Raw genomic sequence first — 26,624 nt, 5'->3', positions numbered from 1 at the left:
CCCACAGGTACGCCACAGATTTTCATACTTGTGGTGTACCTGTGGGAGCGGGCTTGCCCGCGAAAGGGCCGGTACTGCCAGTCCTGTAATGTCAGGCAAACTCGAACGGCGCCAGCTGAAACCCTTGCTCATCTACTTGCAAGGCCCAGCCGCGGCGGTCCCAGTCGCCCAGCACGATGCGCCGTGCCGGTTCCCCATCAACCACCAGCTTGTGAATCGCTGGCCGGTGGGTATGGCCATGCACCAGCGTGCGCACGCCATGCGCCGCCATCACCTTGGGTACTTCCTCCGGTGTGACGTCGACAATTTCGGTGGACTTCATCCGCACTTGCGTGCTGCTTTCGCTGCGCAGTTTGCGCGCCAGCTTGTAGCGGGCTGACAGCGGCAGGTGACGCAAGACCCACAAGCTCAGCGGGTTGCGCAGCAAGCGGCGCATTTTCATGTAACCCAGGTCGCGGGTGCACAAGGTGTCGCCATGCATCAGCAGCACCTGTTCACCGCCCAGTTCGATCACACTGGGGTCGCTCAACAACGTGCAGCCCGCAGCGTCGCAGAAAGCCTGGCCAATCAGGAAGTCACGGTTGCCATGCATCAGGAAGATGGCTGTACCGCTGTCGCTCAGCCGGCGCATGGCCTGGCAGATCGACTGCTGAAAGGGCGTCATGGCATCGTCGCCGATCCACGCTTCGAAGAAGTCGCCCAGGATGTACAACGCCTTGGCGTGGCGGGCACGGCCGTCGAGCAGATCAAGAAACGCCCGGGAAATGTCCGGGCGCTCTTCTTGCAAATGCAGATCGGAGATCAGCAGTATCACTCAATGATCTCGGCTTTCTCGATGATCACGTCTTCTTTTGGTACGTCCTGGTGGCCAGCCTTGGAACCGGTGGCGACCTTCTCGATGGCATCAACCACTTCACGGCCTTCAATCACTTCACCAAATACCGCGTAGCCCCAGCCCTGTACGTTCTTGCCGCTGTGGTTGAGGAAGTCGTTGTCCGAGGCATTGATGAAGAACTGCGCCGAAGCAGAGTGCGGCTCCATGGTGCGAGCCATGGCGATGGTGTACTTGGCGTTTTTCAGGCCGTTGTCAGCTTCGTTCTGGATGCTGGCACGCTTGTCGCGCTTTTCGTTCATGCCTGGCTCGAAACCGCCGCCCTGAATCATGAAGCCCTTGATCACGCGGTGGAACACGGTGTTGGTGTAGTGGCCTGCGTTGACGTATTCGATGAAGTTGGCCACGGTAATCGGGGCTTTTTCAGCGTTCAGTTCAATGACGATGTCGCCGTGGTTGGTGGTCAGTTTGACTTTGGACATGCTGAAACTCGCTTTTTCAAGGCAATCGGGAATTAGGGTGCGCAGGGCGCCGGTTATCACCTGACGCATGTTCAGGCGATCACGACACATGGCGCGCACTGGCCATTTTGCCAGGCTGCGGCAAAAAGCCGTGATAAATCACGCCAGTTTGTCCGGGCCCGACTGTCAGCAGCTTGACTGCTTCGGCTATGATAGGCCCTTTGTTTCAATCGGCCTACCCAGGCCGGACACGTGCATTCAAGGATCCTATGAGCAAGCCCACTGCCGACAACGCGCCCAACGCCGCTGCCAAAGGCGCCCCCGCTGTCCCTGCGAACTTCCTGCGGCCGATCATCCAGGCCGACCTGGACTCGGGCAAGCACAGCAGCATCGTCACCCGCTTCCCGCCGGAGCCCAACGGCTACCTGCACATCGGTCATGCCAAGTCGATCTGTGTCAACTTCGGCCTGGCCAAGGAATTCGGGGGCGTCTGCCACCTGCGTTTCGATGACACCAACCCGGCCAAGGAAGACCAGGAATACATCGACGCCATTCAGAGCGACGTCAAATGGCTGGGCTTCGACTGGGCCGGCGACGTGCGTTATGCGTCCAGCTACTTCGACCAGCTGCACGAATGGGCGCTCGAGCTGATCAAGCGTGGCAAGGCCTATGTCTGCGACCTGACCCCTGATCAAGCCAAGGAATACCGCGGCAATCTCAAGGAGCCGGGCAGGAACAGCCCGTTCCGCGAGCGTAGCGTGGAAGAAAACCTCGACCTGTTCGCCCGCATGAAGGCCGGCGAGTTCAAGGACGGCGAGCGCGTGCTGCGGGCGAAGATCGACATGGCTTCGCCAAACATGAACCTGCGCGACCCGATCCTGTACCGCATCCGCCATGCCCACCATCACCAGACCGGTGACAAATGGTGCATCTACCCCAACTATGACTTCACCCACGGCCAGTCGGACGCCATCGAGGGCATCACCCACTCGATCTGCACCCTGGAGTTCGAAGGGCATCGTCCGCTGTACGACTGGTTCCTCGACAACCTGCCCGTGCCGGCGCACCCGCGCCAGTACGAGTTCAGCCGCCTGAACCTGAACTACACCATCACGTCCAAGCGCAAGCTCAAGCAGCTGGTTGACGAAAAGCACGTCGACGCCTGGGACGACCCGCGCATGTCGACCCTGTCCGGCTTCCGTCGCCGTGGCTACACCCCGGCTTCGATCCGCAACTTCTGCGAAATGATCGGCACCAACCGCTCCGACGGCGTGGTCGACATGTCGATGCTCGAATTCAGCATCCGTGACGACCTGGACCGCACCGCACCGCGCGCCATGTGCGTACTGCGCCCGCTGAAAGTGGTCATCACCAACTACCCGGAAGGCCAGGTGGAGCAACTTGAGCTGCCGCGCCACCCTAAAGAAGACATGGGCGTGCGTGTGCTGCCGTTCGCACGCGAGCTGTACATCGACCGCGATGACTTCATGGAAGAGCCGCCGAAGGGCTACAAGCGCCTGGAGCCGGCCGGTGAAGTGCGGCTGCGCGGGAGCTACGTGATCCGCGCCGACGAGGCCATCAAGGACGCCGACGGCACTATCGTCGAGCTGCGTTGCTCGTACGACCCGGACACCCTGGGCAAGAACCCTGAAGGCCGCAAGGTCAAGGGCGTGATCCACTGGGTGCCGGCCGAGGGCAGCGTCGAGTGCGAAGTGCGCCTGTACGACCGCCTGTTCCGCTCGCCGAACCCGGAAAAGACCGAGGAGGGCGGCAGCTTCCTGGACAACATCAACCCAGACTCGCTGCAAGTGCTCAGCGGTTGCCGTGCCGAGCCTTCGCTGGCCCAGGCGCAGCCTGAGGACCGTTTCCAGTTCGAGCGCGAAGGCTACTTCTGCGCCGACCTGAAAGACAGCCAGCCGGGCCGCCCGGTGTTCAACCGCACTGTCACCCTGCGTGACTCCTGGGGCAGCTGAGGAAACGCCGTGCTTACCATTTACAACACCCTGAGCAAAGCGAAGGAAACCTTCAAGCCGCTGGATGGCAACAAGGTGCGTATGTACGTGTGCGGCATGACCGTGTACGACTACTGCCACCTGGGCCATGGCCGCAGCATGGTGGCCTTCGACCTGGTCACCCGCTGGCTGCGCAAGAGCGGCTACGAGCTGACTTATGTGCGCAACATCACCGATATCGATGACAAGATCATCAACCGCGCCAACGAGAACGGTGAAAGCTTCGAAGCCCTGACTGCTCGTATGATCGATGCGATGCATGAAGACGAGCGCCGCCTGAACATCCTGCCGCCAGACCAGGAGCCGCGTGCCACCGACCATATCGCCGGCATGCACGCAATGATCCAGACCCTGATCGACAAGGGTTACGCCTATGCCCCGGGCAACGGCGACGTGTACTACCGCGTCGGCAAGTTCGTCGGCTACGGCAAGCTGTCGCGCAAGAAAATCGAAGACCTGCGCATCGGTGCACGCATCGAGGTCGACGAAGCCAAGCAGGATCCACTGGACTTCGTGCTATGGAAGGGCGTCAAGCCGGGCGAACCGAGCTGGGAATCGCCATGGGGCCCGGGCCGTCCGGGCTGGCACATCGAGTGCTCGGTGATGTCCACCTGCTGCCTGGGTGAGAGCTTCGACATTCACGGCGGCGGCAGCGACCTGGAATTCCCGCACCACGAGAACGAGATTGCCCAGAGCGAGGCGGCCACTGGCAAGCAGTACGCCAACGCCTGGATGCACTGCGGCATGATCCGGATCAACGGCGAGAAGATGTCGAAGTCGTTGAACAACTTCTTCACCATCCGCGATGTGCTCGAGAAGTACCACCCAGAAGTGGTGCGCTACCTGCTGGTGGCCAGCCACTACCGCAGCGCGATCAACTACTCCGAAGACAGCCTGCGCGACGCCAAGGGCGCGCTTGAGCGCTTCTACCACGCCTTGCGTGGTTTGCCACGGGTGGCGGCCAAGGGCGGCGAGGCGTTTGTCGAGCGTTTCAGTGTGGCGATGAACGACGACTTCGGTACCCCCGAAGCCTGCGCCGTGCTGTTCGACCTGGTGCGGGAAATCAATCGCCTGCGCGACAGCGACCCGCAGGCTGCTGCCGGCCTGGCTGGCCGCCTGCGCGAGCTGGGTGAAGTGCTGGGTGTGCTGCAACTGGAAGCCGATGACTTCCTGCGTGCGGGTGCCGAAGGCAAGGTCGATGCTGCCGAGGTGGAAGGCCTGATACAGGCGCGGCTGCAGGCTCGTGCGGACAAGAACTGGGCCGAGTCTGATCGTATTCGCGACCAGCTGACCGCCATGGGTGTGGTACTGGAAGACAGCAAAGGCTCTACTACCTGGCGTCTGGCTGACTGATCCAATAGCGCGAAGGGGCTGCCATGCAGCCCTTTCGCGACACGCTAGTGAACAGCAGCCACCGGTTTGCTGCCCAGTACCGCTCGCCCTGGCTTCATGCCGACCGCCAGCGCCGATAAGATCAGGGCAATACACAGCCACTCCCACCCGCTAGGCACCTCATCCACGATCAAGGCTGAGCTGGCGATGCCGAAAACCGGAATCAGCAGCGAAAGCGGCGCTACCCTGGACACTGGGTATTCGCGCAACAGGTAATTCCATCCCCAGTAGCAAAAGTGTGTTGCGGCATACACCTGGAATAACAGGCAAAAGACCACGACGGCATTCGCCTGCGCTGCCAGTGCCACGAACGCGGCTGTGCCATGCAGCCACTAGGCCAGCGACAGCAAAGGTATTGGCGCGAAAAGGCTGGCCCATATGACGAAGGCAAATATCTCCTTCACCTTTGACAGCTTGATGATGACGTTGCCGATGCTCCAGGCTAGCGCGCTGATCAAGAGCAGCAGCAAACCTGTGGTCGTGGTTTTGCCGGGGCTTACTGCCAGAATGCCAACCAACCCTGTTGCCGCCAGCGCGATGCCGACCAATTGGGTGCCGGTCAGGCGTTCGCGAAACAGTAAACAGCCCCACGCCAGGGTAAAAAATGCACTGAACTGAATCAGTAGCGAGGCGCTGCCGGCTGGCACCCCCATGGCGATCCCGAGATTGATCAGTGCCCACATCGCTACGCCAAAGATCAGGCCATATGCAGCTAGCCAATGGACAGCGACCTTCGGGCGCTTCACAAAAAACACCCACGGCAATGCGCACAGTGCGAAGCGTAAGCCTGTGAGCAGGAGTGGGTCTATGTGGGCCAAACCCAGTTTTGTGAGCGGGAAGTTGAGGCCCCATAGGGCTGTAACCAGGACGGCAAGGATCATGTGTTTTCTGTGCATGGTTTGGCAATCTACTGATGTCGCGGCAGTGCGCCTTGACGCTTCCGTTAATATGCCGGCCAGCGGTTTGGCCCGCTTTCAATTGAAGGTCAAATCTGATTAAAATCAGGCCATGACAAACGCTGAAGACACGCTGTACGGCAACACGCTGTGTGAAGTGGTGGTTACAAGGAAGGCTTTTGCCGACGGCGAATCTTTCCCGAAACACCGTCACGATCGAGGGCAGTTTGCCTTTGCCGCCTGCGGCGTGATCACAGTGGCAACTGAAGCGGGCAACTGGGCTGTGCCGCCGTTGCGGGCCATTTGGGTGCCTGCGCGACTGGCCCATGCAATGCAGATGCGCGGCCCGGTCATCATGCTCAATGCCTACATTTGCCCGCAGGCAGCCGAGCGGGTCGGCCTACCTCGGCATTGCCAGGTCTTCGCCGTTTCCCCATTGGTGCAGCAACTGCTTGAGAAGGCGATCGAAGTGCCTGCCCAGCACCCCCTACAGGGGCGTCATGCCTGCTTGATGGGCTTGCTGCTGCATGAGATTGCCGACATGCCGGCGCTTTCGCTGAATGCGCCGATCCCCGAGGAACCGCGCCTTGCCCAGGCATGCAAGGCGTTTCTGGCGGCACCCTCGCTGCAAACAGGTATCGATGGAATGGCGCAATGGGCATGCATGAGCCGGCGCACGTTCACACGCCAGTTTCGCTTGTACACCGGGATCAGCTTTATCGAATGGCGCCAGCAGGCATGCTTGCTGGATGCCGTGGTTCGGCTTGGAAAGGGTGAGCCCGTCACGCGCGTCGCGATGGCGCTTGGCTACAGCAGCCCGAGCGCCTTTGCGACCGTGTTCAAGCGTTTGCTGGGCGAGGCGCCCAGCCGTTACTTTGATACCCCTATCAATGGGCAATGCAGTACCAGCCTGGCGCCACCCAGCTCGCTGGCGCCTATCTCCAGTCCAAACCCATGAAGGTCAACGATCGCGGCAACGATCGACAGACCCAGCCCGAAGCCCGCGTGGCGGTGACCTTCCTCGCTGCGATAGAACCGCTTCAGCACGGCCGTACGCTCTTCTTCGGGGATGCCCGGCCCGCTGTCCTCGATAGCCAGGTGCACACCGGTGTCGTCGTGTGTTGCGCAAATGCGCACTTGCCCACCCTCGGGCGTGAACTTGATACCGTTGCCCACAAGGTTGGCCAGGGCCTCAAACAGCAGTTCGCGGTCACCGTGCAGTGCCGGCAGCTGTGCGGGCTGGTGCAATTCCAGGTGGATGCCGCCATCCTCGGCCAAAGGCAGGTAGAAGTCGTGCAGTTCGACCAGCAGTTCATGGGGGTCAAGCTGGACGAAGCCGGCCCGGCGCTGGCGATCTTCCAGTTCGCTGATGCGTAGCAACCCGCGAAAACGCGCCATCAGGGTGTCGGTTTCGCCGATGGCCTGGTCCAGCGCCTCGGCTTGCGTGGAGTCGACGTCGCTCTGCTGGCGAATGCGGTACAGCTGGGCACGCAGGCGTGTAAGCGGGGTACGCAGGTCATGGGCAATGTTGTCGCACACACCCTTGACCTCATGCATCAGCCGCTCGATGCGGTCGAGCATGGCGTTGACGATGGCGGCCAACATGTCCAGCTCGTCGCGCCGGGCCGACAAGGGCAGACGGTGGGTCAGGTCGCCGGCAACGATCAGCTCGGCCTGGGCCTGGATCGCGCGGATACGCTTTAGCGGCCGGCGGCGCAACAAGTACCAGCCGGCAAAACCTGGGATCAGCGTCAAGGAGATACCCCAGAGCAGGGCGTCGAGAATGATCCGGGTAACCACGAACAGTGAGCCGTTATCGCGGAACAGTACCAGCCAGCGGCCATCTTGCACTTTGATCGCCACCGCATCGCAGCTGTCGCGGGGAAGGTGTGGGTCGTCGGCATCCAGGCAGCGTTTCAACTCATGGATCTTGCCGTCCAGCCTGAGCTCCGGGGGCAGGGTACGCACACTGCCGCCAATCGGGTTGAGCTGGGTGTCGAACAGGCCATAGGCATCAAAGCTGCGTTCTTCGAAGGCCTGGCTGGCAATCAGGGCGTCGTCCAGCTGCTTGCCGCTCATGTGTGCGAACAGATGCTGTCGCTGCAGCATTGAATGGCGGGTGAGCTTGTTCAGGTAGCTGGACACCTCGAAGTACAGCACGCCCATGAGGATGCTGCTCCAGGCCACGAACAGGAAACTGTACAGCGCCAGCAGGCGGCTGGTGGAAGAGCTCCAGCCTTTAGACGGGTTCAGCAATGGCATAGCCGGAGCCCCGTACCGTACGGATCAGCGGCGACTGGCCGGGGGCGTCGATTTTCTTGCGCAGGCGGCCGATGTGCACGTCGATCAGGTTGGTGCCGGGATCGAAGTGGTAGCCCCAGACTTCTTCGAAAATCATCATCCGCGTGATCACCTGGCCGCTGTGGCGCATCAGGTATTCCAGCAGTTTGTATTCGGTGGGCAGCAGGTTGAGCGTATTGTCGCCGCGGCGCGCCTCGTGGCTGATCAGGTCCAGTTGCAGGTCCGCAACCTGCAGGCGGGTCTGGGTCATGGGCACGCTGTTACGGCGCAGCAATACCTCGACACGTGCGGCCATCTCGTCGGAGGCAAACGGCTTGGTCAGGTAGTCGTCACCGCCTGCACGCAGGCCGCGTACGCGTTCGTCGACGTCCGACAGGGCGCTGATCATCAGGATCGGCGTGGCGATCTTGAGGCTGCGCAGGGTGGTGACGATGGTCAGGCCATCGACCTCGGGGAGCATGCGGTCCAGGGTGATCAGGTCGTAGCCCCCGGCAATGGCTTTGGCCAGGCCTTCACGGCCATTGTCGGCCCACTCCACCTCCAGGCCGTGGCTGGTAAGTTCGGCGACGATTTCCTGGCCGGTGACGGCGTCGTCTTCGATGGTCAGTACGCGAGGCATGCTGGTTCCTGGGCATCTAATGGAGATTTGATTGTGCCAAAGAATAGACAACCGGCGATTTAAGAAAAATTCATCTAGCGTCTTTTACCTGCGCTGGCCTCCTCGCGGGTTCACCCGCGAAGCAAGCGGCGTGGTGTTTCAGCGGGCGCCGATACCTTCGGCATGCATGATCTGCGCAATGATCGGCACCGGGGTCATCAGGTGCGAGCGCATCATGGCGCTGGCGCGCTTGGCGTCGCGGGCGAGAATCACCTCGACCAGCGCCGCATGCTCCTGGCGCTTGAGCTCCAGGGCCTGTTCGGAGAACACCGTCTGCGTCAGCCACAGGTGGCGGTAGCGCTCGGCCTGGTCGAACAGGTAGGTGCGTGCCTGCAGCAGGTGCTTGGAGCCGCAGCCCGAGGCAATGGCGGTATGAAACGCCTTATGCCGCTCGTCCCACACATCCAGGCGCTGCTCGCGGGTTTTCACTTCCACCACCTTGGCCAGGGTATGCGAGTGGGCCAGCACTGACGCTTCCCAGGTGTCGTCGCCGCGCTCGATGGCCAGGGCAATGATCATCGCCTCCAGGTTGGCGCGGGCATCGTAGATGTCGTTCATCTCGTCCAGCGACATGGGCGCCACCCGGTAGCCTTTCTGGCTGATGGCATTGACCAGGTGCTCTGCCACCAGTTGCGACAACGCTTCGCGCAGCGGGCCCACGCCCAGGTCGTAGCGCTCCTTCAGGGCGCTCATCAACAGCTTTTCGCCGGGCTTGAACACGCCACGGATGATGTCCTTCTTGAGCCTCTCATACCCGCTGAATGCTGAGTTTTGTCGGGGGGCGAGCGCTTCCAAGATCCTGTTCCTCAAAACGTTTTGGCGATCATACCGAAACCGTCTGCCGACGAAAAACAGTGGATAAAAAACATAAGTGTCGCTCAAATACAAAAATGTAGACATTTTCATCTAGTGGCGATACTTTTACCTCGCCCGCACTGATCCAGGTCACATCCGGACGGCGCTTTCCACTTTTTTGCCAGGACACTGCCATGAACGCTTTTACGCAGATCGACGAACTTGTGATGCCACTGCCGCTCGAGCCCCGTGGTTACACGATTGCCCCTTCGAAACAGTCGCCGCGCCTGCTTGAACTGACTTTCGCCCGGGAAACTGTCGAAGCGTTCGTCGAGGCCGTTGCCCAGTGGCCGGTTCAGGCGCTGGAGTACAAGTCGTTCCTGCGCTTCCGGCTGGGTGAAATCCTTGACGAGCTGTGCCAGGGCACCCTGCGCCCGGTGCTGCTCAACACCATCCTTGATCGCGCCACCGGCGGCATGCTGATTACCCCGGTGGGCCTGGATGACGTGAGCCAGGCCGAGGACATGGTCAAGTTCACCACCGCTTGCGCACACCTGATCGGCCGCTCCAACTACGACGCCATGAGCGGCCAGTTCTATGCCCGCTTTGTGGTAGTCAACTCCGACAACTCCGACAGCTACCTGCGCCAGCCGCATCGGGTCATGGAACTGCACAACGACGGCACCTTCGTGAACCAGATCACCGATTACGTGCTGATGCTGAAGATCGACGAAAAGAACATGGAAGGCGGTAACTCCCTGCTGCTGCACCTGGACGACTGGGAGCAATGCGAGGAATTCTTTCGCCACCCGATGGCCCGCCGCGAAATACGCTGGACCGCGCCGCCGAGCAAGAAGGTCGCCGAAGATGTGTTCCACTCGGTATTCGACACCGACGGCGAAGGCCGCCCGACCATGCGCTACATTGACCAGTTCGTGCAGCCGGAAAACTATGAAGAAGGCATCTGGCTGAACGCCCTGTCCGATTCGCTGGAAGGCAGCGCGAAGAAGGTTTCGGTGCCGGTGGCGGTGGGTAGCTTCCTGCTGATCAACAACCTGTTCTGGCTGCATGGCCGCGACCGCTTCACCCCACACGAAGGCCTGCGCCGTGAACTGATGCGCCAGCGGGGTTACGTCGCGTTCCCCAAACCGCTGTACCAGCGCGGGCAATAATGACAGGACGCAGGGCGGGCGCCCGCCCATGCGTCTTTGCACAAAATGATGCCACCGGGCCCCGCGTGGGCCTTGGTGAGCGAGCCAGGCAATGCCTGCGTGTGAGGTAAGGCTGTGTACGATTTCATCATTATTGGCGGTGGCATTGTGGGCATGTCCACGGCCATGCACCTGATCAAGGTGTACCCGGAGGCGAAGATTCTCCTGCTGGAAAAGGAATCCGCCCCGGCCCGCCACCAGACCGGTCACAACAGCGGCGTTATCCACGCTGGCGTGTACTACACCCCCGGCAGCCTCAAGGCGCGCTTCTGCCTGGAAGGCAACAAGGCCACCAAGGCCTTCTGCACCCAGCACGGCATCCGCTTCGATGAGTGCGGCAAGCTGCTGGTGGCCACCAACGAGCTGGAAATGCAGCGCATGAAAGCGCTGTGGGAGCGTACCGCGGCCAACGGGCTGGAGCGCTATTGGCTGTCGGCAGACGAACTGCGCGAACGCGAGCCCAATATCGTGGGGATGGGGGGCATCTTCGTGCCGTCCAGCGGCATCGTCAATTACGCCGAAGTAACCGCTGCAATGGGCGCAGAATTCCAGCGTGCCGGCGGCGAGATTCGCTATGGCGCAGAGGTGATCGGCCTGCAGGAGCACGCCAGCGAAGTGGTCGTGCGCACTCAGCGCGACGAGTTCCGTAGCCGTTTCCTGGTCACGTGCTCGGGCCTGATGGCCGACCGCGTGGTCAGCATGCTGGGCCTGCGCACCGAGTTTGTCATCTGTCCGTTCCGGGGCGAGTACTACTTGCTGCCCAAACAGCACAACCAGATCGTCAACCACCTGATCTACCCGATTCCCGACCCGTCGATGCCGTTTTTGGGCGTGCACCTGACCCGCATGATCGATGGCACCGTCACGGTTGGCCCCAACGCCGTACTGGCGATGAAGCGCGAGGGCTACCGCAAGACCGACGTCAGCCCCAGCGACCTGTTCCAGACCCTGACCACCCCCGGCATTCTCAAGGTGCTGGCGAAGAACTTCCGCCCAGGCCTGATCGAGATGAAAAACTCGCTGTTCAAGGGCGGGTATCTCAAGCAGGTGCAGAAGTACTGCCCGAGTATCACCAAGGCCGACCTCACGCCTTACCCGGCCGGCGTGCGTGCCCAGGCGGTGTCGCGCGATGGCAAGCTGATCGACGATTTCCTGTTCGTCAACACCGCGCGCAGCGTCAACGTGTGCAACGCACCGTCGCCGGCTGCCACTTCAGCCATCCCGATCGGCGCCTACATCGTCGAGAAGGTGTGTGAGCAGGTCACTCGCGCAGGTGGCAATGCCCCCAAGGCGGACACGGCGGCCCGCCAGCGGGCGGCCAGCTGACGATACCGCAGTCCGTTCTGCGGTTTCCGCTTACTCAACCCGTACTGCCCTGCACTCAGGGCAGGGCGGGCTTTTTCGCGCCTGCGTCGGCCACCGTGCAGCCGGCGGCCCCAGCGTGGGCATGACAAAAACAACAAGGTAGTGCCATGCAAACCCACAAGAACAATTTGAGTCATGGATTGAAATCACGGCATGTCACCATGCTGTCCATTGCCGGTGTGATCGGCGCCGGCCTGTTCGTCGGCTCTGGTCGTGCCATTGCTGAAGCGGGGCCGGCCACCATCCTGGCCTACATCCTGGCCGGCGGCCTGGTGGTGCTGGTGATGCGCATGCTGGCCGAAATGGCGGTTGCTTCGCCGGATACCGGTTCGTTTTCTACCTATGCCGACCTCGCCATCGGCAAGTGGGCGGGCTATACCATCGGTTGGTTGTACTGGTGGTTCTGGGTACTGATCATTCCCATCGAAGCCAATATTGCCGCCACCATCATCAATTCCTGGGTCCCGCAGATGGAGATCTGGGTCTTGTCGTTGGTGATTACCTTGTTGCTGACGGCCACCAACCTGTTCAGCGTGAAGAACTACGGTGAGTTCGAATTCTGGCTGGCACTGGTAAAAGTGGTGGCCATCGTCGCGTTCATTGCACTGGGTGTGTGCGCCATTTTTGGCCTGTTGCCCGGTTCCGGTGTCAGTGGTGTTTCGCGCCTGTGGGATACCGGCGGTTTCATGCCCAATGGCTTTGGCGCGGTGCTGAGCGCCATGCTGATCACCATGTTCTCGTTCCTCGGCGCCGAGGTGGTGACCATTGCCGCAGCTGAATCCTCTGATGCGGGCAAGCATATTTCCAAGGCCACCAATTCGGTGATCTGGCGGATCACCTTGTTCTATATCCTGTCGATATTCATCGTCATCGCGCTGGTCCCCTGGACTGACCCGCGCCTGGCGACCGAGGGGTCCTATGTCACGGTGCTGGACACCCTGGGCGTGGCGAATGCCAAGGCCATCATCGACTTTGTGGTGCTGACTTCGGTCACCAGTTGCCTGAACTCTTCGCTGTATACCGCTTCGCGCATGATGTACTCGCTGAGCTGTCGCGGTGATGCACCGACCTGCGCCCAGGTGACCAGCCGCAGTGGCACGCCTGTGGTCGCGGTGCTGCTCTCCACCGGTGCGGCGTTTTTGGCAGTGATCGCCAATTACCTGGTGCCGGCCAAGGTATTTGGCTTCCTCATGGCCAGCTCGGGCGCCATCGCCTTGCTGGTGTACCTGGTCATCGCGGTGTCCCAGCTGCGCCTGCGCCAGCGCCTGACCGCACAGGGCAAGACGCTGGGTTACCGCATGTGGCTGTTCCCGTGGCTGACCTGGGGTGTGATCGTGTTCATCTTCAGCGTGCTGGTAGTGATGCTCCTGCGTCCAGATCACCGGGTGGAAGTGGTGTCGACCATGGTGCTGGCGGTGCTGGTGGTATGTTCAGGCTTGCTGGTCACGCGCCGACGGGCGCGCGGCGTGCCGATGAACAGCGCAGGGCAGGGCGTTTGATCAGCCTGGGCTGAAGACAGACGAGCAAGTCGCACCCGGCTGTGAGAGGATGTCCCCCATCACAGCCAGGACCCCGAACACAGCCTGATGAAGACACCCAAAAGAATCGAACCCCTGATCGAAGACGGCCTGGTCGACGAAGTACTGCGGCCGCTGATGAGTGGCAAGGAGGCCGCCGTGTACGTGGTGCGCTGCGGCAACCAGGTGCGCTGCGCCAAGGTCTATAAAGAAGCCAACAAGCGCAGCTTCCGCCAGGCCGCCGAATACCAGGAAGGCCGCAAGGTGCGTAATAGCCGCCAGGCCCGGGCCATGGCCAAGGGCAGCAAGTTCGGCCGTAAAGAAGCCGAAGATGCCTGGCAGAACGCCGAAGTTGCCGCATTGTTCCGCCTGGCCGGTGCTGGTGTAAGGGTGCCCAAGCCCTACGACTTCCAGGACGGCGTGCTGTTGATGGAGCTGGTGACCGATGCCGATGGCGACGCGGCCCCGCGCCTGAACGACGTGCACCTGGACGCCGAGGAAGCCCGCACGTTCCACGCTTTTGTCATTCGCCAGATTGTGCTGATGCTATGTGCGGGCCTGGTGCATGGCGACCTGTCCGAGTTCAACGTGCTGCTCGGCCCCGACGGGCCGGTGATCATCGACTTGCCGCAGGCGGTGGATGCAGCCGCCAACAACCACGCTTTCAGCATGCTGCAGCGCGATGTGGACAACATGGCCCATTATTTCGGGCGCTTTGCCCCGGAGCTGAAAAGCACTCGGTATGCGCAGGAGATGTGGGCGTTGTTCGAGGCCGGTGATTTGCTGCCCGACAGCCCGTTGACGGGGGTGTTCGAGGATGACGAACATGAAGCTGACGTGACCGGGGTGATGCGCGAGATCGACGCCGCTCGGCTGGATGATGCACGCCGCCGTGCAGCGCGTGACGAGGCTGAGCATGGAGTGGTCAAGGCAGAGGAGCCCACGCCGCCCTGGTTGCAGTGAGGCGTTGCAGGCGCCTCACAACTTTGTGAGGCTTTTCCCGTATCTTGTCAGGCTACATCCGGGCGACGCGATGCATGGCCCCGGCTGCGCCGGGGTTCGCGGGACAAGCCCGCTCCCACAGAGTCACCGCTAAATCTGTAAATCAGCGTTTGTTCTGCGTGAGCGGGTTCACCCGCGAAGGGGCCGGCACAGGCTAAACCTGGCCATTGCCATTGACGCAAGACACAATCTCGTCATTTAGCCTTTTCACTGACGCGCGACAGGCATAAGGTATACGCCGTTCAAAATGCCCTGGAGCTGTCATGTCCAACCAATTCCCGTCCGTTCGTCCACGCCGCCTGCGCCAGAACGAGTCCCTGCGCACGATCTTCCAGGAAACCGAATTCCGCCTGGAAGACCTGATCCTGCCGATCTTTGTCGAAGAGGGCATCGATGACTTCGTGCCGATTACCAGCATGCCCGGGGTCAACCGCATCCCCGAGAAGCTGCTGGCCCGGGAAATCGAACGCTATGCCCGCGCCGGTATCAAGTCGGTGATGACCTTTGGCGTATCGCACAACCTGGACGCCACCGGCAGCGACACCTGGAACGAAAACGGCCTGGTCGCGCGCATGTCGCGCATCTGCAAGGACACCGTGCCGGAAATGGTGGTGATGTCCGACACCTGCTTCTGCGAATACACCAGCCACGGCCACTGCGGCGTACTGCATGACCATGGCGTGGACAACGATGCCACCCTGGCCAACCTGGGCAGGCAGGCGGTCATTGCCGCCGCTGCCGGTGCCGACTTCATCGCCCCCTCGGCAGCAATGGACGGCCAGGTCCAGGCCATCCGTCGCGCGCTGGATGGTGCCGGGTTCCATGACACCGCGATCATGGCCTACTCCACCAAGTTCGCCTCGTCGCTGTACGGCCCGTTCCGTGAAGCCGGTGGCACCGCGCTGAAGGGCGACCGCAAGAGCTACCAGATGAACCCCATGAACCGCCGCGAAGCGGTGCGCGAATCGCTGCTGGACGAACAGGAAGGGGCGGACGTGCTGATGGTCAAGCCGGCCGGTGCCTACCTTGACGTGATCGCCGACATCCGCGCCGCCTCGCGCCTGCCGTTGGCGGCGTATCAGGTGAGTGGTGAGTACGCAATGATCAAGTTCGGCGGCCTCGCGGGCGCCATCGATGAAGGCCGGGTGGTGCGTGAAAGCATCGGCGCGATCAAGCGTGCCGGTGCCGACCTGATCCTGACCTACTTCGCCATGGACCTTGCGCGCGAAGGTATCTGAAGCCCGGGCTTCGGATGAAAAAGCCGCTGCTAGTGCAGCGGCTTTTCTGTCTGCGCTGTTGGTGATGCGGCGCAAATGCACAAAAAATCAGTAAGCGCTGAATTATTTAGTGTCCCGTTGTATCTGATCCCTTAGAGCATTCATCGACAGGGATACGGGTATGAAACCTCGCAAGAAACGCGTCCAGCCAATCGGGCTGAAGGACATCACCATCGTCGACGACGCCAAGATGAAGAAGGCCATCACCGCTGCCGCGCTGGGCAATGCGATGGAGTGGTTCGACTTTGGCGTATACGGCTTCGTGGCTTACGCCCTGGGCAAGGTGTTTTTCCCCAACGCCGACCCCAGTGTGCAGATGATCGCAGCGCTGGCCACCTTCTCGGTGCCGTTCCTGATCCGGCCGTTGGGCGGGTTGTTCTTCGGCGCATTGGGCGACAAGTTCGGGCGGCAGAAAATCCTCGCCGCCACCATCGTCATCATGTCGCTCAGCACCTTTGCCATCGGCCTTATACCGTCTTATGCCAGCATCGGCATCTGGGCGCCCATCCTGTTGCTGCTGGCCAAGATGGCCCAGGGTTTTTCGGTGGGCGGCGAGTACACCGGCGCGTCGATCTTCGTGGCCGAATACGCCCCCGACCGCAAGCGGGGTTTTCTCGGTAGCTGGCTGGACTTCGGCTCGATTGCCGGCTTTGTGCTGGGCGCGGGGGTGGTGGTGCTGATTTCCACCATACTGGGCGAAGAAAAGTTCCTTGAATGGGGATGGCGCCTGCCGTTCTTCCTGGCCTTGCCGCTGGGCATCATCGGCCTTTACCTGCGCCATGCGCTGGAAGAAACACCCGCGTTCCAGCAGCATGTCGACAAGCTGGAGCAGGGCGACCGCGAAGGCCTGGCCTCCGGCCCCAAGGTGTCGTTCAAGGAAGTGGCCACACAGCACTGGCGCAGCCTGGTGACCTGCATCGGCGTGGTGATTGCCACCAACGTCACCTATTACATGCTGCTGACCTACATGCCGAGCTATCTGTCGCACAACCTGCATTACAGCGAAGACCATGGCGTGCTGATCATCATTGCGATCATGGTTGGCATGCTGTTCGTGCAGCCTGTGATCGGCCTGCTCAGCGACAAGTTCGGCCGCCGGCCGTTCATTATCGTGGGCAGTGTCGGCCTGTTCGCCCTGGCCATCCCGGCGTTCATGCTGATCAACAGCGGCGTGCTGGGGGTGATTTTTGCCGGGCTGCTGATCATTGCCGTGCTGCTGAACTTCTTCATCGGTGTGATGGCCTCGACGCTGCCGGCTATGTTCCCTACGCACATCCGCTACAGCGCCTTGGCGGCTGCTTTCAACATTTCGGTGCTGATCGCCGGGCTCACCCCGACGCTCACTGCCTGGCTGGTGGAGAGCACGGGCGACCTGTACATGCCGGCCTACTACCTGATGGTGATCGCAGCTATTGGCTTGCTGACTGGGTTGACCATGAAGGAAACCGCCAACAAGCCGCTGCGCGGCGCGGCACCGGCGGCATCGGACATTGATGAAGCGCGCGAGCTGTTGCAGGAGCACCACGACAACATCGAGCAAAAGATCGAAGACATCGATGCGCAGATCGCCGAGCTGGAAGCCAAGCGCCAGACCCTGGCACAGCAGCACCCGCGCATTGATTGATCAGCGCGGCATGTAGCCACGCTGCCAGCCGCGCGGTATGAACCGTGACACCAGGGCCAGCACGCAGGCCAGCGCGCAGCTGCCAGCCAGTGCCTGCAGGCCCAGGCGCTGCTGCAACCAGGCGCCCAACGCGGCCCCCAGCAGCATGCCGGCCCAGGGCACCAGCTGCACCCGCCAGCCGTTGCGCCGTTCGCCCATCAGCCAACGGCCCAGGCCACGGCCGAAGCGGGACAGGGCGCCGGTGACGTAAGTCAGGCCGATAGGCAGGCCGTTCACCTGTTCAACCACGGCATTGATCATGCCCATGGCCAGCGTGGCGGCCAACAATGCCGGGAAGGTGGCCGCCAACGGCCACGCCGCTGCGAACGCCAGCAGTACCGCAACCATCAGCAACACGGGCCAGGCCCGGCGGCGCAAGCCACGGGCCAGCAGCACGCCCAGCGCATTGCCAGCGACGAAGCCCAGTATCGCGCCACTCAGGCGCAGCACCAGCGCAAGGTCTGCCTCACTGATGGCCACGGCCAGGCGTGTGGTATTGCCACTCATGAACGACACGAAGTCGCCCAACGCCAGCAGGCCTATGGCATCGGTCATGCCAGCCAGCACTGACAAACCAGCGACCAGGCCAAGGCCGACACGGCCACGCAACACTTGCAGGCGTAGCCGCCTGGCCGTGCGCGCGGGAAGGGCGTTGGGCAGCATGGTCAGGCCTCAGGGCAGCAGTTTTTCGCGGGCCAGGGTGCCTTTGATGGTGCGTTCTACCACATCAACCAGCACCATGGTCTGGTGATCGACCTCGATATTGAGCTGATCGCCGGCCTTGTAGCTGGCAAAAGTGGTCTGGCGCAGGGTTTCCGGGATCAGGTTGATGGTGATGACGTTGTCGTCGACATCGGCGACGGTCAGGCTGCAGCCATTGACCCCGATGAAACCGCGTGGGAACACGTACTTGCCCCATTCCGGGGGCATGCGGAACTTGATGAAGGCGCCGGTTTCCTTGATCGACAGTTCGACGATTTCGGCGGTGGTGGCGATATGGCCGGCCATCAGGTGGCCACCGACTTCGGCGTTCATTTTCGCCGAACGTTCAATGTTGACCCCCTGGCCCGCCTTGAAGAAGCGTAGGTTGGTGCGTTCGAGCGTGGCGGTCATGGCGTCGAACCTGACTTGGGTGCCGGCGATTTCGGTGACCGACAGGCAGGTGCCTTCGACACTGACGCTGGCGCCGATCTTCAATTCGTCGAGCAGTTCCGGGGTGAGGTCGATCGTGAACTGGTTGTGGCCCGGGTAGGTGGTCACATCAAGCAGAGGGCGGACGGCCTGAACGATGCCGGTGTACATGGAGTTGCTCCTGGGCACGGAAAAGAAATCTCCCGAACGCTATGCCCGTAGCGCTGTAATTGCAAGACCGACCTGCCCCTCTGCTGCACTGCCCTGGCCCGGCGCCGTTTACACATGTCCACTGCTGTTGACGATTCGCAGGCACAGTGCCTCGTACGGGTCCAGGTTCACCAGCAATCGCCCGTCTTCGGTCAGGTCCCCTTCGACCGTTTCGTTGATCATGTCCACGACCGGCCCCGGCGTGAACCCGGTCAACTGCAACTCCTCGGCAATAACTTCCTGGCCAAAGTTCAGTGCGCTAATCTGGATACCGCGCCCGGATGGCAGTTCATGAACCATGACCAGCAACCCCGGGCTACTGACCTCAGGCACCAGCACCTGGCGGCTGGTGGCGATGCCATAGGCCTGCCGCACGGCCAGCAGCTTCTTCACTTTGCAGGCAAACGAATCACCCTGTTCCAGCTGGCTGTCGAGGCTGCCATACAATGCCCGAGCCCGCGGCATTCCGCGCACTGACTCCTCCGCCTGTGGGGCGAGCCCGGCCAGATCGTAACCGCCTCGATGAATCCAGCGGGTATCGCCATCCAGCATCCGCTGCGCGACCGCTTCGGCGGGCAAGGGCAGGGCGCCGACCAGGTCCCAGCCGGACAGCGCGACCACCCCAGGCTGCATGGCGTTGTACATGACCAGCAGCAGATGCACTTTCTGAATCAGCTCGATTTCGGCCGCACCGATTTGCTCAAGGTCGCGGATGCCCAACGCTGCGGCGATCAGGCTGGCCGTGGTGCAGGCAATGCCATTGGTGACGAAGCGCAGGTTGTAGGGGGCGTGCTCGCCCGAGAGGCGTTCGTAGATTTCTTCACGGATATGCTCACGCAAAATACTCCCTGGCAAGGTCTGGCCCTTGTACAGGTACATGTCGTGGGCGTGCAGGGTCCAGAAATGCACCAGCTCCACCGTCAGCTCGTCGTGGTTCTGCAGGGCATGGATCAGCGAGGCGGGGTCGATGCCGAAGGCGTGCATTTCCTTGAGCATCAGGCGCAGGAACTCGGTATCACCGGTCAGCAGCGCATGCTGATAGGCCGGTCGGGTGATGAAGTCATAGGACAGGTCCGCCCCCCCTTTGGACATCTGCGCGATGTCGTCCAGGGTCAGGTTCAGTTCCTGGAAGCTGAAGCCACCCGCCTTGCGTATCATCCCGCCGATCAACTGGTTGCCGACGATCGACAGCGGGTGGCTTTCTGACCAGGCGGTGCCGCTGGCCCGCGTTTCCACCCCCAGAAAGCCATTGGCGTCCAGGCGCAGACCGCGCGCGCCCAGGCAGTCAAGGGCGTGCAAGGCATCGCCAATGATCATTTGCTGGGCGGCGAAGGTCGGGTCTAGCCAGTTCAGTGAGGGTTGGCCGTCCTTGAAATAGTGCAGGTAAACCCAGCGACGGGTTTTGCCGTCGACACCGGTGATGGGCGGCGTGACGCTCCAGTCGGTTTCCTTCACACCGGGCTCGAAGAAGATCACCCGTTGCAACTGGCCGACGATGTAATGGCGGGCTTTGAGCTCGTCGCACTGGGCTGGCAGCAGGTTGACCGAATCGCGGCCGGCGGGCACCTCAGGCAGCAGCGGCCAGTCCTCCTCGCGGATTTCGACCATGTGGTACAGCCCCGGGTAGGGCCCGTGGGCCATCTCGGCCAAGCGGAAGTCGGCGCCCTTGCCCGTGTGCGAGGGAATCAGGTCGTCGATGGTAACGGCGTTGTGTGCGGCGGCCATGCGGCTCATCTGGACCAGCTCTTGTTCGCTGCCGTACAGCGGGTCGATATCGAAGCTGATGCGGTCGAAGTTACCGTCCACACTGGGGGTGAGTTCGCGGCCACGGATACCGCCGGACAGCTTGATCGGGCCAGTGTGCACCCCCTGGATGCCGATCTCCGACAGGCGTTTCCACAGTGCTTCGTGAGCCAGGGCGCCAAGTACGGAGCAGTCTTGCGGGGCGATGATGGCGTCGGGGTACACGGTCAACCAGACCGAGGCAATTTCGGTGGCGCGGCGGGGCTGGGCTTCGGCGTAGGGCTGCTGCCACAGGCGTGACTGCCCTGAGTACAGGCTGGCGCGCGCCTGGGAAGCCTTGAGCATGGCGCGGTCTTCGAGCCATTTGACATATGACGGGTCGGGCTGGGTCATTTCGCGTCCTCTTTGCGTGTCGGCACCGGCTCAGGTTATGACGGCATTGTGGCCTGATCGTTCGGCTGAAACCTGTGATGGCCTCTTCGCGGGTAAACCCGCTCCCACATTGACCGCGTCGCACCAGGGGCGGTGGCTTATTCAGCTAGCCACTGTCCTCAAGGCCGGTGCAGTAACTGTGGGAGCGGGTTTACCCGCGAAGAGGCCGGCCCTGCCAGTACACCCTCAGCGCCGGGCGGACAACTGCTGGGGCGCCAGGAACGCATCATGGAAGTAATTACGCACGGCCTGCATCGCCGGGCTGAATGCCCGCTCACGGTGCCAGGCCAGCCCTACACTCATGGGTGTGACCGGGTCGCTGATGGTCACCGTCTCGATGCGCTTGCCCTCCAGCGACCAAGGCCTGTGCACCAGATCTGACAAGATCGCCACACCACTGCCATTGGCAACCATGCTGCGCACGGCTTCCACCGAACTGGTCCGCACCCGCACGCTCGGGCGCTGCCCGGCCAGTTCCCAATAACGCATGGCGCTTTGCTCGGCCTCATCGACAGTCAACAGGATGAACGGCTCACAGGCGACATCGGCCAGGCTTACCGCCGAGCGCTCGCACAGCGCATGGTGGCCAGGCAGCCACAGCCGTCGCTCGGAGTTGAACAGTGTCTCCGAGACAATGTCGGGGTGGGTGAGGTTGGCGGTGAGCACGACCGCCATGTCGAAACGTCCCTCCAGCAAACCCTGCTCGATGGCGCTGCGCTCCTGCTCGTACAGCTCCAGGGTCACATCGGGGTGCCAGTGTTCCAGACGCTGCAGATGGTGTGGCAGGAAGTAGCCGATCACCGTATAGCTTGCCGCCAGGCGCAGCAGGCCGCTGGCGCGCACGTTCGGCAGCGGGCTGTTCAGCGCGTCGTCAACACTGCGCAGGATCACGTAGGCGCGGTTCAGGAAGTGGCGGCCGGCCTCGGTCAGGCTCATGCCTTGGGCCGAGCGCTGGAACAGCATCACGCCAAGCATGGCTTCCAGTTCCTTGATCGCCGTAGTCACCGCCGACTGAGAGATGTTCAGGTGGATGGCTGCCTGGGAAATCTGGCCGATCTCGGCGGTGGCAACGAAGTAGCGGACCTGACGCAGGGTCAATGACACAGTGGGCTCCTGAGGTATCTGATTTTCCGAAGACTCCCCATCTGTTTATAGATCTTCCCAAGGGGGTAAGGAGAATCTAACGTGGCTTGCATGCAGTCACAAGCACCAGGAGAAACGGTCATGCAGGTGGTGGATTTCAACTCGGACATGGGTGAGGGATTTGGTCCGTGGACTATTGGCGACGGTGTCGACAGCGAGCTGATGGGCTATATAAGCACGGCCAACATCGCCACGGGCTTTCATGCCGGCGACCCCGGCACCATGCGCCGCACCGTCGAGCGGGCCAAGGCCCTCGGCGTGGCGGTGGGGGCGCACCCGGGCTTTCGCGACCTTGTCGGCTTTGGCCGCCGGCATATCAACGCGCCAGCACAGGAACTGGTCGATGACATGCTCTATCAGCTGGGCGCACTGCGTGAAATTGCCCGTGCTCAGGGGGTGAGCCTGCAGCACATCAAGCCCCACGGCGCGCTTTACATGCACCTGGCGCGCGACGAAGAAGCCGCCCGCCTGCTGGTGGAAAACCTGCGGGTGATCGAGCCGGAACTGCTGCTGTATTGCATGCCGGGCTCGGTGATCTGCCGTGTTGCCCAAGCACTTGGTCAACCGGTGGTTCGCGAGTTCTACGCCGACCGTGAGTACGACCTGAGCGGCTCGATTGTATTCACCCGCAATGTGCGGGGCCATGAGCCCAAGGCGGTCGCCGAGCGCGTGTTGCGGGCATGCCAGCAAGGCCTGGTGCGCACGGTCGAAGGGCAGGACCTGGCCATCGAATTCGATTCCATCTGCCTGCACAGCGATACCCCGGGTGCACTCGACCTGGTCGAGGCCACACGCAGGGCGCTGGACGCGGCCGGTATTGTGGTGCGTGCGCCACGCTGAACCTGTGAGGTATCCGGCACAGACAAGCCGGAGCCCGTGCATTTTGTTTTCGCCTGCCTTTCTATAAAGATTCCAAGAAAAGGAACAGTCATGGCCGAACCGCTTGCTACAACCCCGATCCGCTACAGCTTCGGCGCCGACGAGCACCTGTTTGCCGAAGTCAGCGAAAGCATGTCGCTGGAAGCTTTTTTCAAGGGCATGGCCGTCACCCGCGCAGTGGAGCGGCTGGCGCTTGATGGTGTGCTGGACGTGTGCCTGGCCAATGCCTCGTTCCAGATCCGCTTCGACCCGGACCGTATCGCGCCGCAGGCGCTGCTTGAAGCGGTGCAAGGTGCCGAAGCCCAGGCTGTGGCCGAGCGTTCGTTGCAGACGCGGATCATCGAGATCCCGGTGCTGTACAACGACCCCTGGACCCATGAGACCCTGATGCGTTTCCGTGACCGCCACCAAGACCCGGCCAGCACGGACCTGGAGTACGCGGCGCGCATAAACGGGCTGGCGGATGTCGATGCTTTTATCGCCGCCCACAGTGGTGCGCCGTGGTTTGTGTCGATGGTCGGCTTCGTGGCTGGCCTGCCCTTCATGTTCCAGATGGTCGAGCGTGAGCGGCAGCTGCAGGTACCCAAATACCTGCGCCCGCGTACTGACACGCCCAAGCTTACCCTGGGCCATGGCGGTTGCTTCGGTTGCATCTACTCGGTGCGTGGGGCGGGGGGCTACCAGATGTTCGGCGTCACCCCGGCACCGATCTACGACCCTGGGCAAACACTGAACTACCTGAAGGCGCACATGGTGTTTTTCCGCCCGGGTGACATCGTGCAGTTCAAGCCCATTGATCGCCGGGCCTACGACCAGGCAGTGGCAGATGTGGAAGAGGGCCGTTTCGACTTGCGTATTCGCCCGGTCGAGTTCTCCCTGGATGCCTTCCTTGCCGACCCGGTCGGTTACCCCAAGTCGCTGCAGGAGGTACTGGCATGATCAAGGTACTCAAACCCGGCCTGGCCACCTCGGTGCAGGACCTGGGCCGTCAAGGCTACTACCACCTGGGCATTCCGCCGTCCGGTGCACTCGACCAGTACGCCCTGCGCGCGGCCAACCACCTGGTGGGCAACCCAGCGGGCGCAGCAGCCCTTGAGTGTGCGCTGGTGGGGCCGGAGCTGGAGTTCCAGCAGGATGCGCTGGTGGCGGTATGCGGTGCACAGATGCCCGCTTTGCTGGAGGGCCGCGAGCAGCGCCCCGACACGGCATTTGCGGTGCGCGCCGGGCAGGTGCTGCGCTTCGGCTTTCCCACGGCGGGCGCTCGTGCCTACCTGGCCGTGGCCGGTGGTATCGATGTACCTGAGGTGCTCGGTAGCCGCTCCACCTACGCGCTGGGGGCATTGGGCGGGTTCCAGGGGCGCAAGCTGATGCCAGGTGACGTGCTGCCGGTTGGTGTGCCCAGCGGCACGACCCGCGCCGGCGCAAGCCTGCCCATGGCCCTGCGCCAGGCCCTGGGCGGCGAGGTGGTGGTGCGGGTGGTGCCGGGGCTGTACTTTCATCGCCTGACCGAAGACGCAGCACAAAGCTTCTTTACGCAGGCCTGGACAGTCGGCTCCGAAGCGGACCGTATCGGCTATCGCTACAAAGGCGGCAGCGCCTTGGGTTTCCAGCCGCGGGAGCAACCGTTCGGTGCCGGCTCGGACCCGTCCAACATCGTAGACAGCTGCTACCCGATCGGTTCTATCCAGGTGCCAGCGGGGCTGGAACCGATCATCCTGCACCGTGATGCGGTATCGGGTGGCGGCTACGCCATGATCGGCACGGTGATCAGCGCCGACCTCGACCTGATCGGCCAGATGCAGCCCAACCAGCAGGCAAGGTTCCTGGCGGTGAGCCTGGAGCAGGCGCTGGAGGCGCGGCGATCATACAAGAAGAAACTGGCCTGCCTGGCCAGGCTCTTTGGCTGAGCGCAACGCGCTTGTGGAAGCGTTGTGCGATCCCTGCAGGAGCGGAAAACCCGCTCTTTCAGGGCCCTATTCTCTAGCAGGATGCTGCCAGGGAAATGTTTGGAAACTAGATTCAGAGAAGGATCCTACAAGCATTTGGGAAGCCCCAGACTCCTTGGAGAATTGATTCCCCGATAGTGTTCATGTCTTCAGTTTTCTCGAAGACAAGGACCCCTTCATGCCCGGCCCATCCGATCTGCCTCCGGTAAAACCCGACAGCGCTGTCGATGCCCATGACGCTTCAGAACGCAGCGTTTACGCGATGCTCGAAGTGCCGGAGGGTAGCGATTCACCCTATCCGGCTGACCAGGGGCAGCGAGCAGGTGACCCGGATTTTGAAGGTTACCCCGGCGACCCGGAGTTCCAGCTGCGTGGCGGCTTCGAAAACCTGATGCTCGACGCGGCGAGCCCGCTGTTCGGTCTGGTCNCGACCCGGAGTTCCAGCTGCGTGGCGGCTTCGAAAACCTGATGCTCGACGCGGCGAGCCCGCTGTTCGGTCTGGTCATTCGCCTGCGTACGCTGGATGACCTGCCCAACATCGCCTATGTGCACAAGACCGTGCAAAACCAGGTCAGTAACATCCGCGAAGAAATCCAGCAGCACGGCTACCCCATCGTGCACCAGGAAGTCTATTCCTATGCCCTGTGCCTGTATCTGGACGAGGCCGTGATGAGTCGCCCCTGGGGCAACAATTCGTGCTGGAGCCACGAGCCGCTGCTCAGCATCTTCCACGACGAAACCCAGGGCGGCGAAAAGATCTTCGTGCTGCTCGAACGGGTCATGCAGGCGCCCAAGGAATTCCAGGATGTCCTGGAGTTCCTGTACTACTGCTTCTGCCTGGGCCTGCGGGGCAAGCACGCCCTCGACCCCAAGTGCGAAGACATCATCAACGCCCTGATCTCGCGCATGCACACGGTCATCCGCGAACTGCGTGGCCCCCTGCCGCAAGAGGTGTGCGACCCCTACACCAACGTCGTTCATTGCCCCCACCGCCCGCGACGCTGGGAGTGGCCCTGGTGGAGCCCGCTGGTGATCTCGGCCGTCGCCATGGTCTGCGCTTACAGCCACTACAGCTACCGCCTCGACCTGCTCACCGCCGAAGTCCTGGAATCGCTCGACGCGATTCTGCAGCAGTAGCAGGGGACGCCACATGCCTAGCCAATCCGATTTGCGCTTTACCTTCCAGCCGCTGGTGGGCCGGAGTGAATTCGAAGTGGTGTCGTTCGAGCTGGACGAAGCCATCAGCACGCCGTTCCAGCTGAAGCTGGAACTGGTCAGTTTTGAAGACGATGTCGACTTCGGTCAGTTGCTCGACAAGCCGGTGCTGTTCACGATCTGGCACGGCGAGCGCCCGCTGCGCTACGTGCACGGCCTGGTCAGCACCTTCAGCCAGGGTGAAACGGGCTTCCATCGCACCCGTTATCGCGCCCTGGTCGAACCCGTGCTGGCCCGCGCCGGGCTGCGCTCGAACTGGCGCATCTTCCAGCAGAAAACCGTGCCGCAGATTCTCGAGATCATGCTCAAGCGCCAGGGTATCACCGGCTACGAGCTGAGAAGCATCGACAAGCACGAGGTGCGCGAGTTCTGCGTGCAGGCCGGTGAAACCGACCTCGACTTCATCGCCCGCCTGGCCGCCGAAGAGGGTTTCGTCTACCGCTTCGAGCACACGCCAAAACTGCACAAGCTGCTCATCACCGACCGGCTGCTGGGGCTGGGGCAGCTCAGCCAGGGCGCCATCAAGCCCGATGACGATGACGA

The 26,624-nt window shown here is 62.1% G+C and carries 22 protein-coding genes and 2 pseudogenes; 14 read left to right on the top strand and 10 right to left on the bottom strand.

The annotated features are described in order from the left end of the window. Positions 1-91: 91 nt before the first annotated feature. Together ACK1VC_RS06330 and ACK1VC_RS06325 are read right to left on the bottom strand one after the other, a co-directional pair. On the bottom strand, positions 92-814 hold the full coding sequence (locus ACK1VC_RS06330; RefSeq protein ID WP_016486545.1) for a UDP-2,3-diacylglucosamine diphosphatase: 723 nt from the start codon (positions 812-814) through the stop codon (positions 92-94). Then, positions 811-1,314, bottom strand: a complete 504-nt coding sequence (locus ACK1VC_RS06325) for a peptidylprolyl isomerase (RefSeq protein ID WP_132840460.1) — start codon at positions 1,312-1,314, stop codon at positions 811-813. Before ACK1VC_RS06325 ends, ACK1VC_RS06330 begins: the two co-directional genes overlap by 4 nt. 248 nt (positions 1,315-1,562) lie before the next feature. Between ACK1VC_RS06325 and ACK1VC_RS06320 the strand changes: the two genes are divergently transcribed. Both ACK1VC_RS06320 and cysS read left to right on the top strand, forming a co-directional pair. Continuing rightward, positions 1,563-3,266, top strand: coding sequence for a glutamine--tRNA ligase/YqeY domain fusion protein (locus ACK1VC_RS06320; protein ID WP_016486547.1), 1,704 nt, complete (start codon positions 1,563-1,565; stop codon positions 3,264-3,266). 9 nt (positions 3,267-3,275) lie between these two features. Then, a complete protein-coding gene (cysS, locus tag ACK1VC_RS06315; RefSeq protein ID WP_191087658.1) occupies positions 3,276-4,658 on the top strand; it encodes a cysteine--tRNA ligase in 1,383 nt (460 codons plus the stop codon). 44 nt (positions 4,659-4,702) lie between these two features. Here the strand turns inward: cysS and ACK1VC_RS06310 are convergent. Next, a pseudogene (locus ACK1VC_RS06310) lies at positions 4,703-5,593 on the bottom strand (EamA family transporter). Positions 5,594-5,705: 112 nt separating this feature from the next. Here ACK1VC_RS06310 and ACK1VC_RS06305 point away from each other — a divergent pair. Next, positions 5,706-6,551, top strand: coding sequence for an AraC family transcriptional regulator (locus ACK1VC_RS06305; RefSeq protein WP_016486550.1), 846 nt, complete (start codon positions 5,706-5,708; stop codon positions 6,549-6,551). On the opposite strand, the gene ACK1VC_RS06300 is transcribed toward ACK1VC_RS06305, so the two are convergent. From ACK1VC_RS06300 to csiR, 3 genes are all read right to left on the bottom strand, one after another. Beyond that, positions 6,464-7,855 carry a sensor histidine kinase gene (locus ACK1VC_RS06300; protein ID WP_070086506.1) on the bottom strand — a complete coding sequence of 464 codons (1,392 nt, stop codon included), beginning with the start codon at positions 7,853-7,855 and terminating at the stop codon, positions 6,464-6,466. The genes ACK1VC_RS06305 and ACK1VC_RS06300 overlap by 88 nt on opposite strands. Next, positions 7,833-8,513, bottom strand: a complete 681-nt coding sequence (locus ACK1VC_RS06295) for a response regulator transcription factor (RefSeq protein WP_016486552.1) — start codon at positions 8,511-8,513, stop codon at positions 7,833-7,835. The genes ACK1VC_RS06300 and ACK1VC_RS06295 overlap by 23 nt, the downstream gene beginning before the upstream one ends. 138 nt (positions 8,514-8,651) lie before the next feature. Beyond that, positions 8,652-9,347, bottom strand: coding sequence for a DNA-binding transcriptional regulator CsiR (gene csiR / locus ACK1VC_RS06290; protein ID WP_016486553.1), 696 nt, complete (start codon positions 9,345-9,347; stop codon positions 8,652-8,654). A gap of 194 nt (positions 9,348-9,541) precedes the next feature. Between csiR and glaH the strand changes: the two genes are divergently transcribed. From glaH to proP, 6 genes are all read left to right on the top strand, one after another. Then, a complete protein-coding gene (gene glaH, locus ACK1VC_RS06285; protein WP_449117880.1) occupies positions 9,542-10,519 on the top strand; it encodes a glutarate dioxygenase GlaH in 978 nt (325 codons plus the stop codon). Between the two features lie 114 nt (positions 10,520-10,633). Continuing rightward, entirely contained in the window at positions 10,634-11,884 is a 1,251-nt protein-coding gene (gene lhgO / locus ACK1VC_RS06280) for an L-2-hydroxyglutarate oxidase (protein ID WP_191087659.1), read from the top strand. Between the two features lie 146 nt (positions 11,885-12,030). Then, a complete protein-coding gene (gene gabP, locus ACK1VC_RS06275; protein WP_023047993.1) occupies positions 12,031-13,422 on the top strand; it encodes a GABA permease in 1,392 nt (463 codons plus the stop codon). A gap of 87 nt (positions 13,423-13,509) precedes the next feature. Then, a complete protein-coding gene (locus tag ACK1VC_RS06270) occupies positions 13,510-14,403 on the top strand; it encodes a PA4780 family RIO1-like protein kinase (RefSeq protein ID WP_023047994.1) in 894 nt (297 codons plus the stop codon). A gap of 302 nt (positions 14,404-14,705) precedes the next feature. After that, complete coding sequence (gene hemB, locus ACK1VC_RS06265) at positions 14,706-15,680, top strand: porphobilinogen synthase (RefSeq protein WP_023047995.1); 975 nt, start codon at positions 14,706-14,708, stop codon at positions 15,678-15,680. 160 nt (positions 15,681-15,840) lie between these two features. Next, complete coding sequence (proP, locus tag ACK1VC_RS06260; RefSeq protein WP_023047996.1) at positions 15,841-17,343, top strand: glycine betaine/L-proline transporter ProP; 1,503 nt, start codon at positions 15,841-15,843, stop codon at positions 17,341-17,343. Here the strand turns inward: proP and ACK1VC_RS06255 are convergent, their stop codons facing one another. The 4 genes from ACK1VC_RS06255 to ACK1VC_RS06240 all read right to left on the bottom strand — a co-directional run bounded on the left by ACK1VC_RS06255 (position 17,344) and on the right by ACK1VC_RS06240 (position 22,002). Beyond that, the gene (locus ACK1VC_RS06255; RefSeq protein ID WP_016486560.1) at positions 17,344-18,045 is read right to left on the bottom strand and encodes a YoaK family protein; all 702 of its coding nucleotides are present in this window, start codon (positions 18,043-18,045) and stop codon (positions 17,344-17,346) included. Positions 18,046-18,054: 9 nt separating this feature from the next. Then, on the bottom strand, positions 18,055-18,684 hold the full coding sequence (locus tag ACK1VC_RS06250) for a riboflavin synthase subunit alpha (RefSeq protein WP_095115087.1): 630 nt from the start codon (positions 18,682-18,684) through the stop codon (positions 18,055-18,057). A gap of 108 nt (positions 18,685-18,792) precedes the next feature. Further along, positions 18,793-20,859 (bottom strand): maltose alpha-D-glucosyltransferase, encoded by a 2,067-nt coding sequence (gene treS / locus ACK1VC_RS06245; RefSeq protein ID WP_060516598.1) that lies wholly within the window; start codon positions 20,857-20,859, stop codon positions 18,793-18,795. Between the two features lie 225 nt (positions 20,860-21,084). Beyond that, positions 21,085-22,002, bottom strand: coding sequence for a LysR family transcriptional regulator (locus ACK1VC_RS06240; RefSeq protein ID WP_023049313.1), 918 nt, complete (start codon positions 22,000-22,002; stop codon positions 21,085-21,087). 120 nt (positions 22,003-22,122) lie between these two features. Between ACK1VC_RS06240 and ACK1VC_RS06235 the strand changes: the two genes are divergently transcribed. The 5 genes and pseudogenes from ACK1VC_RS06235 to ACK1VC_RS06215 form a co-directional block, all read left to right on the top strand. Next, positions 22,123-22,881: a 5-oxoprolinase subunit PxpA gene (locus ACK1VC_RS06235; protein ID WP_016486564.1), complete on the top strand. Its 759-nt coding sequence runs from the start codon at positions 22,123-22,125 to the stop codon at positions 22,879-22,881. A 90-nt stretch (positions 22,882-22,971) separates the two neighbouring features. Then, positions 22,972-23,859, top strand: coding sequence for a 5-oxoprolinase subunit B family protein (locus ACK1VC_RS06230; RefSeq protein ID WP_016486565.1), 888 nt, complete (start codon positions 22,972-22,974; stop codon positions 23,857-23,859). Then, positions 23,856-24,827, top strand: coding sequence for a 5-oxoprolinase subunit C family protein (locus tag ACK1VC_RS06225; RefSeq protein WP_191087660.1), 972 nt, complete (start codon positions 23,856-23,858; stop codon positions 24,825-24,827). Before ACK1VC_RS06230 ends, ACK1VC_RS06225 begins: the two co-directional genes overlap by 4 nt. 468 nt (positions 24,828-25,295) lie before the next feature. Beyond that, positions 25,296-26,003, top strand: a pseudogene (icmH, locus tag ACK1VC_RS06220) (type IVB secretion system protein IcmH/DotU); the annotation flags it as partial. A 13-nt stretch (positions 26,004-26,016) separates the two neighbouring features. After that, positions 26,017-26,624 (top strand): type VI secretion system Vgr family protein (locus tag ACK1VC_RS06215; RefSeq protein WP_449117879.1); only part of this gene is annotated, 608 nt, incomplete at its 3' end.

Source organism: Pseudomonas sp. XP2 (assembly GCF_053557975.1).
This window is presented reverse-complemented; position numbering and strand designations above follow the sequence as displayed.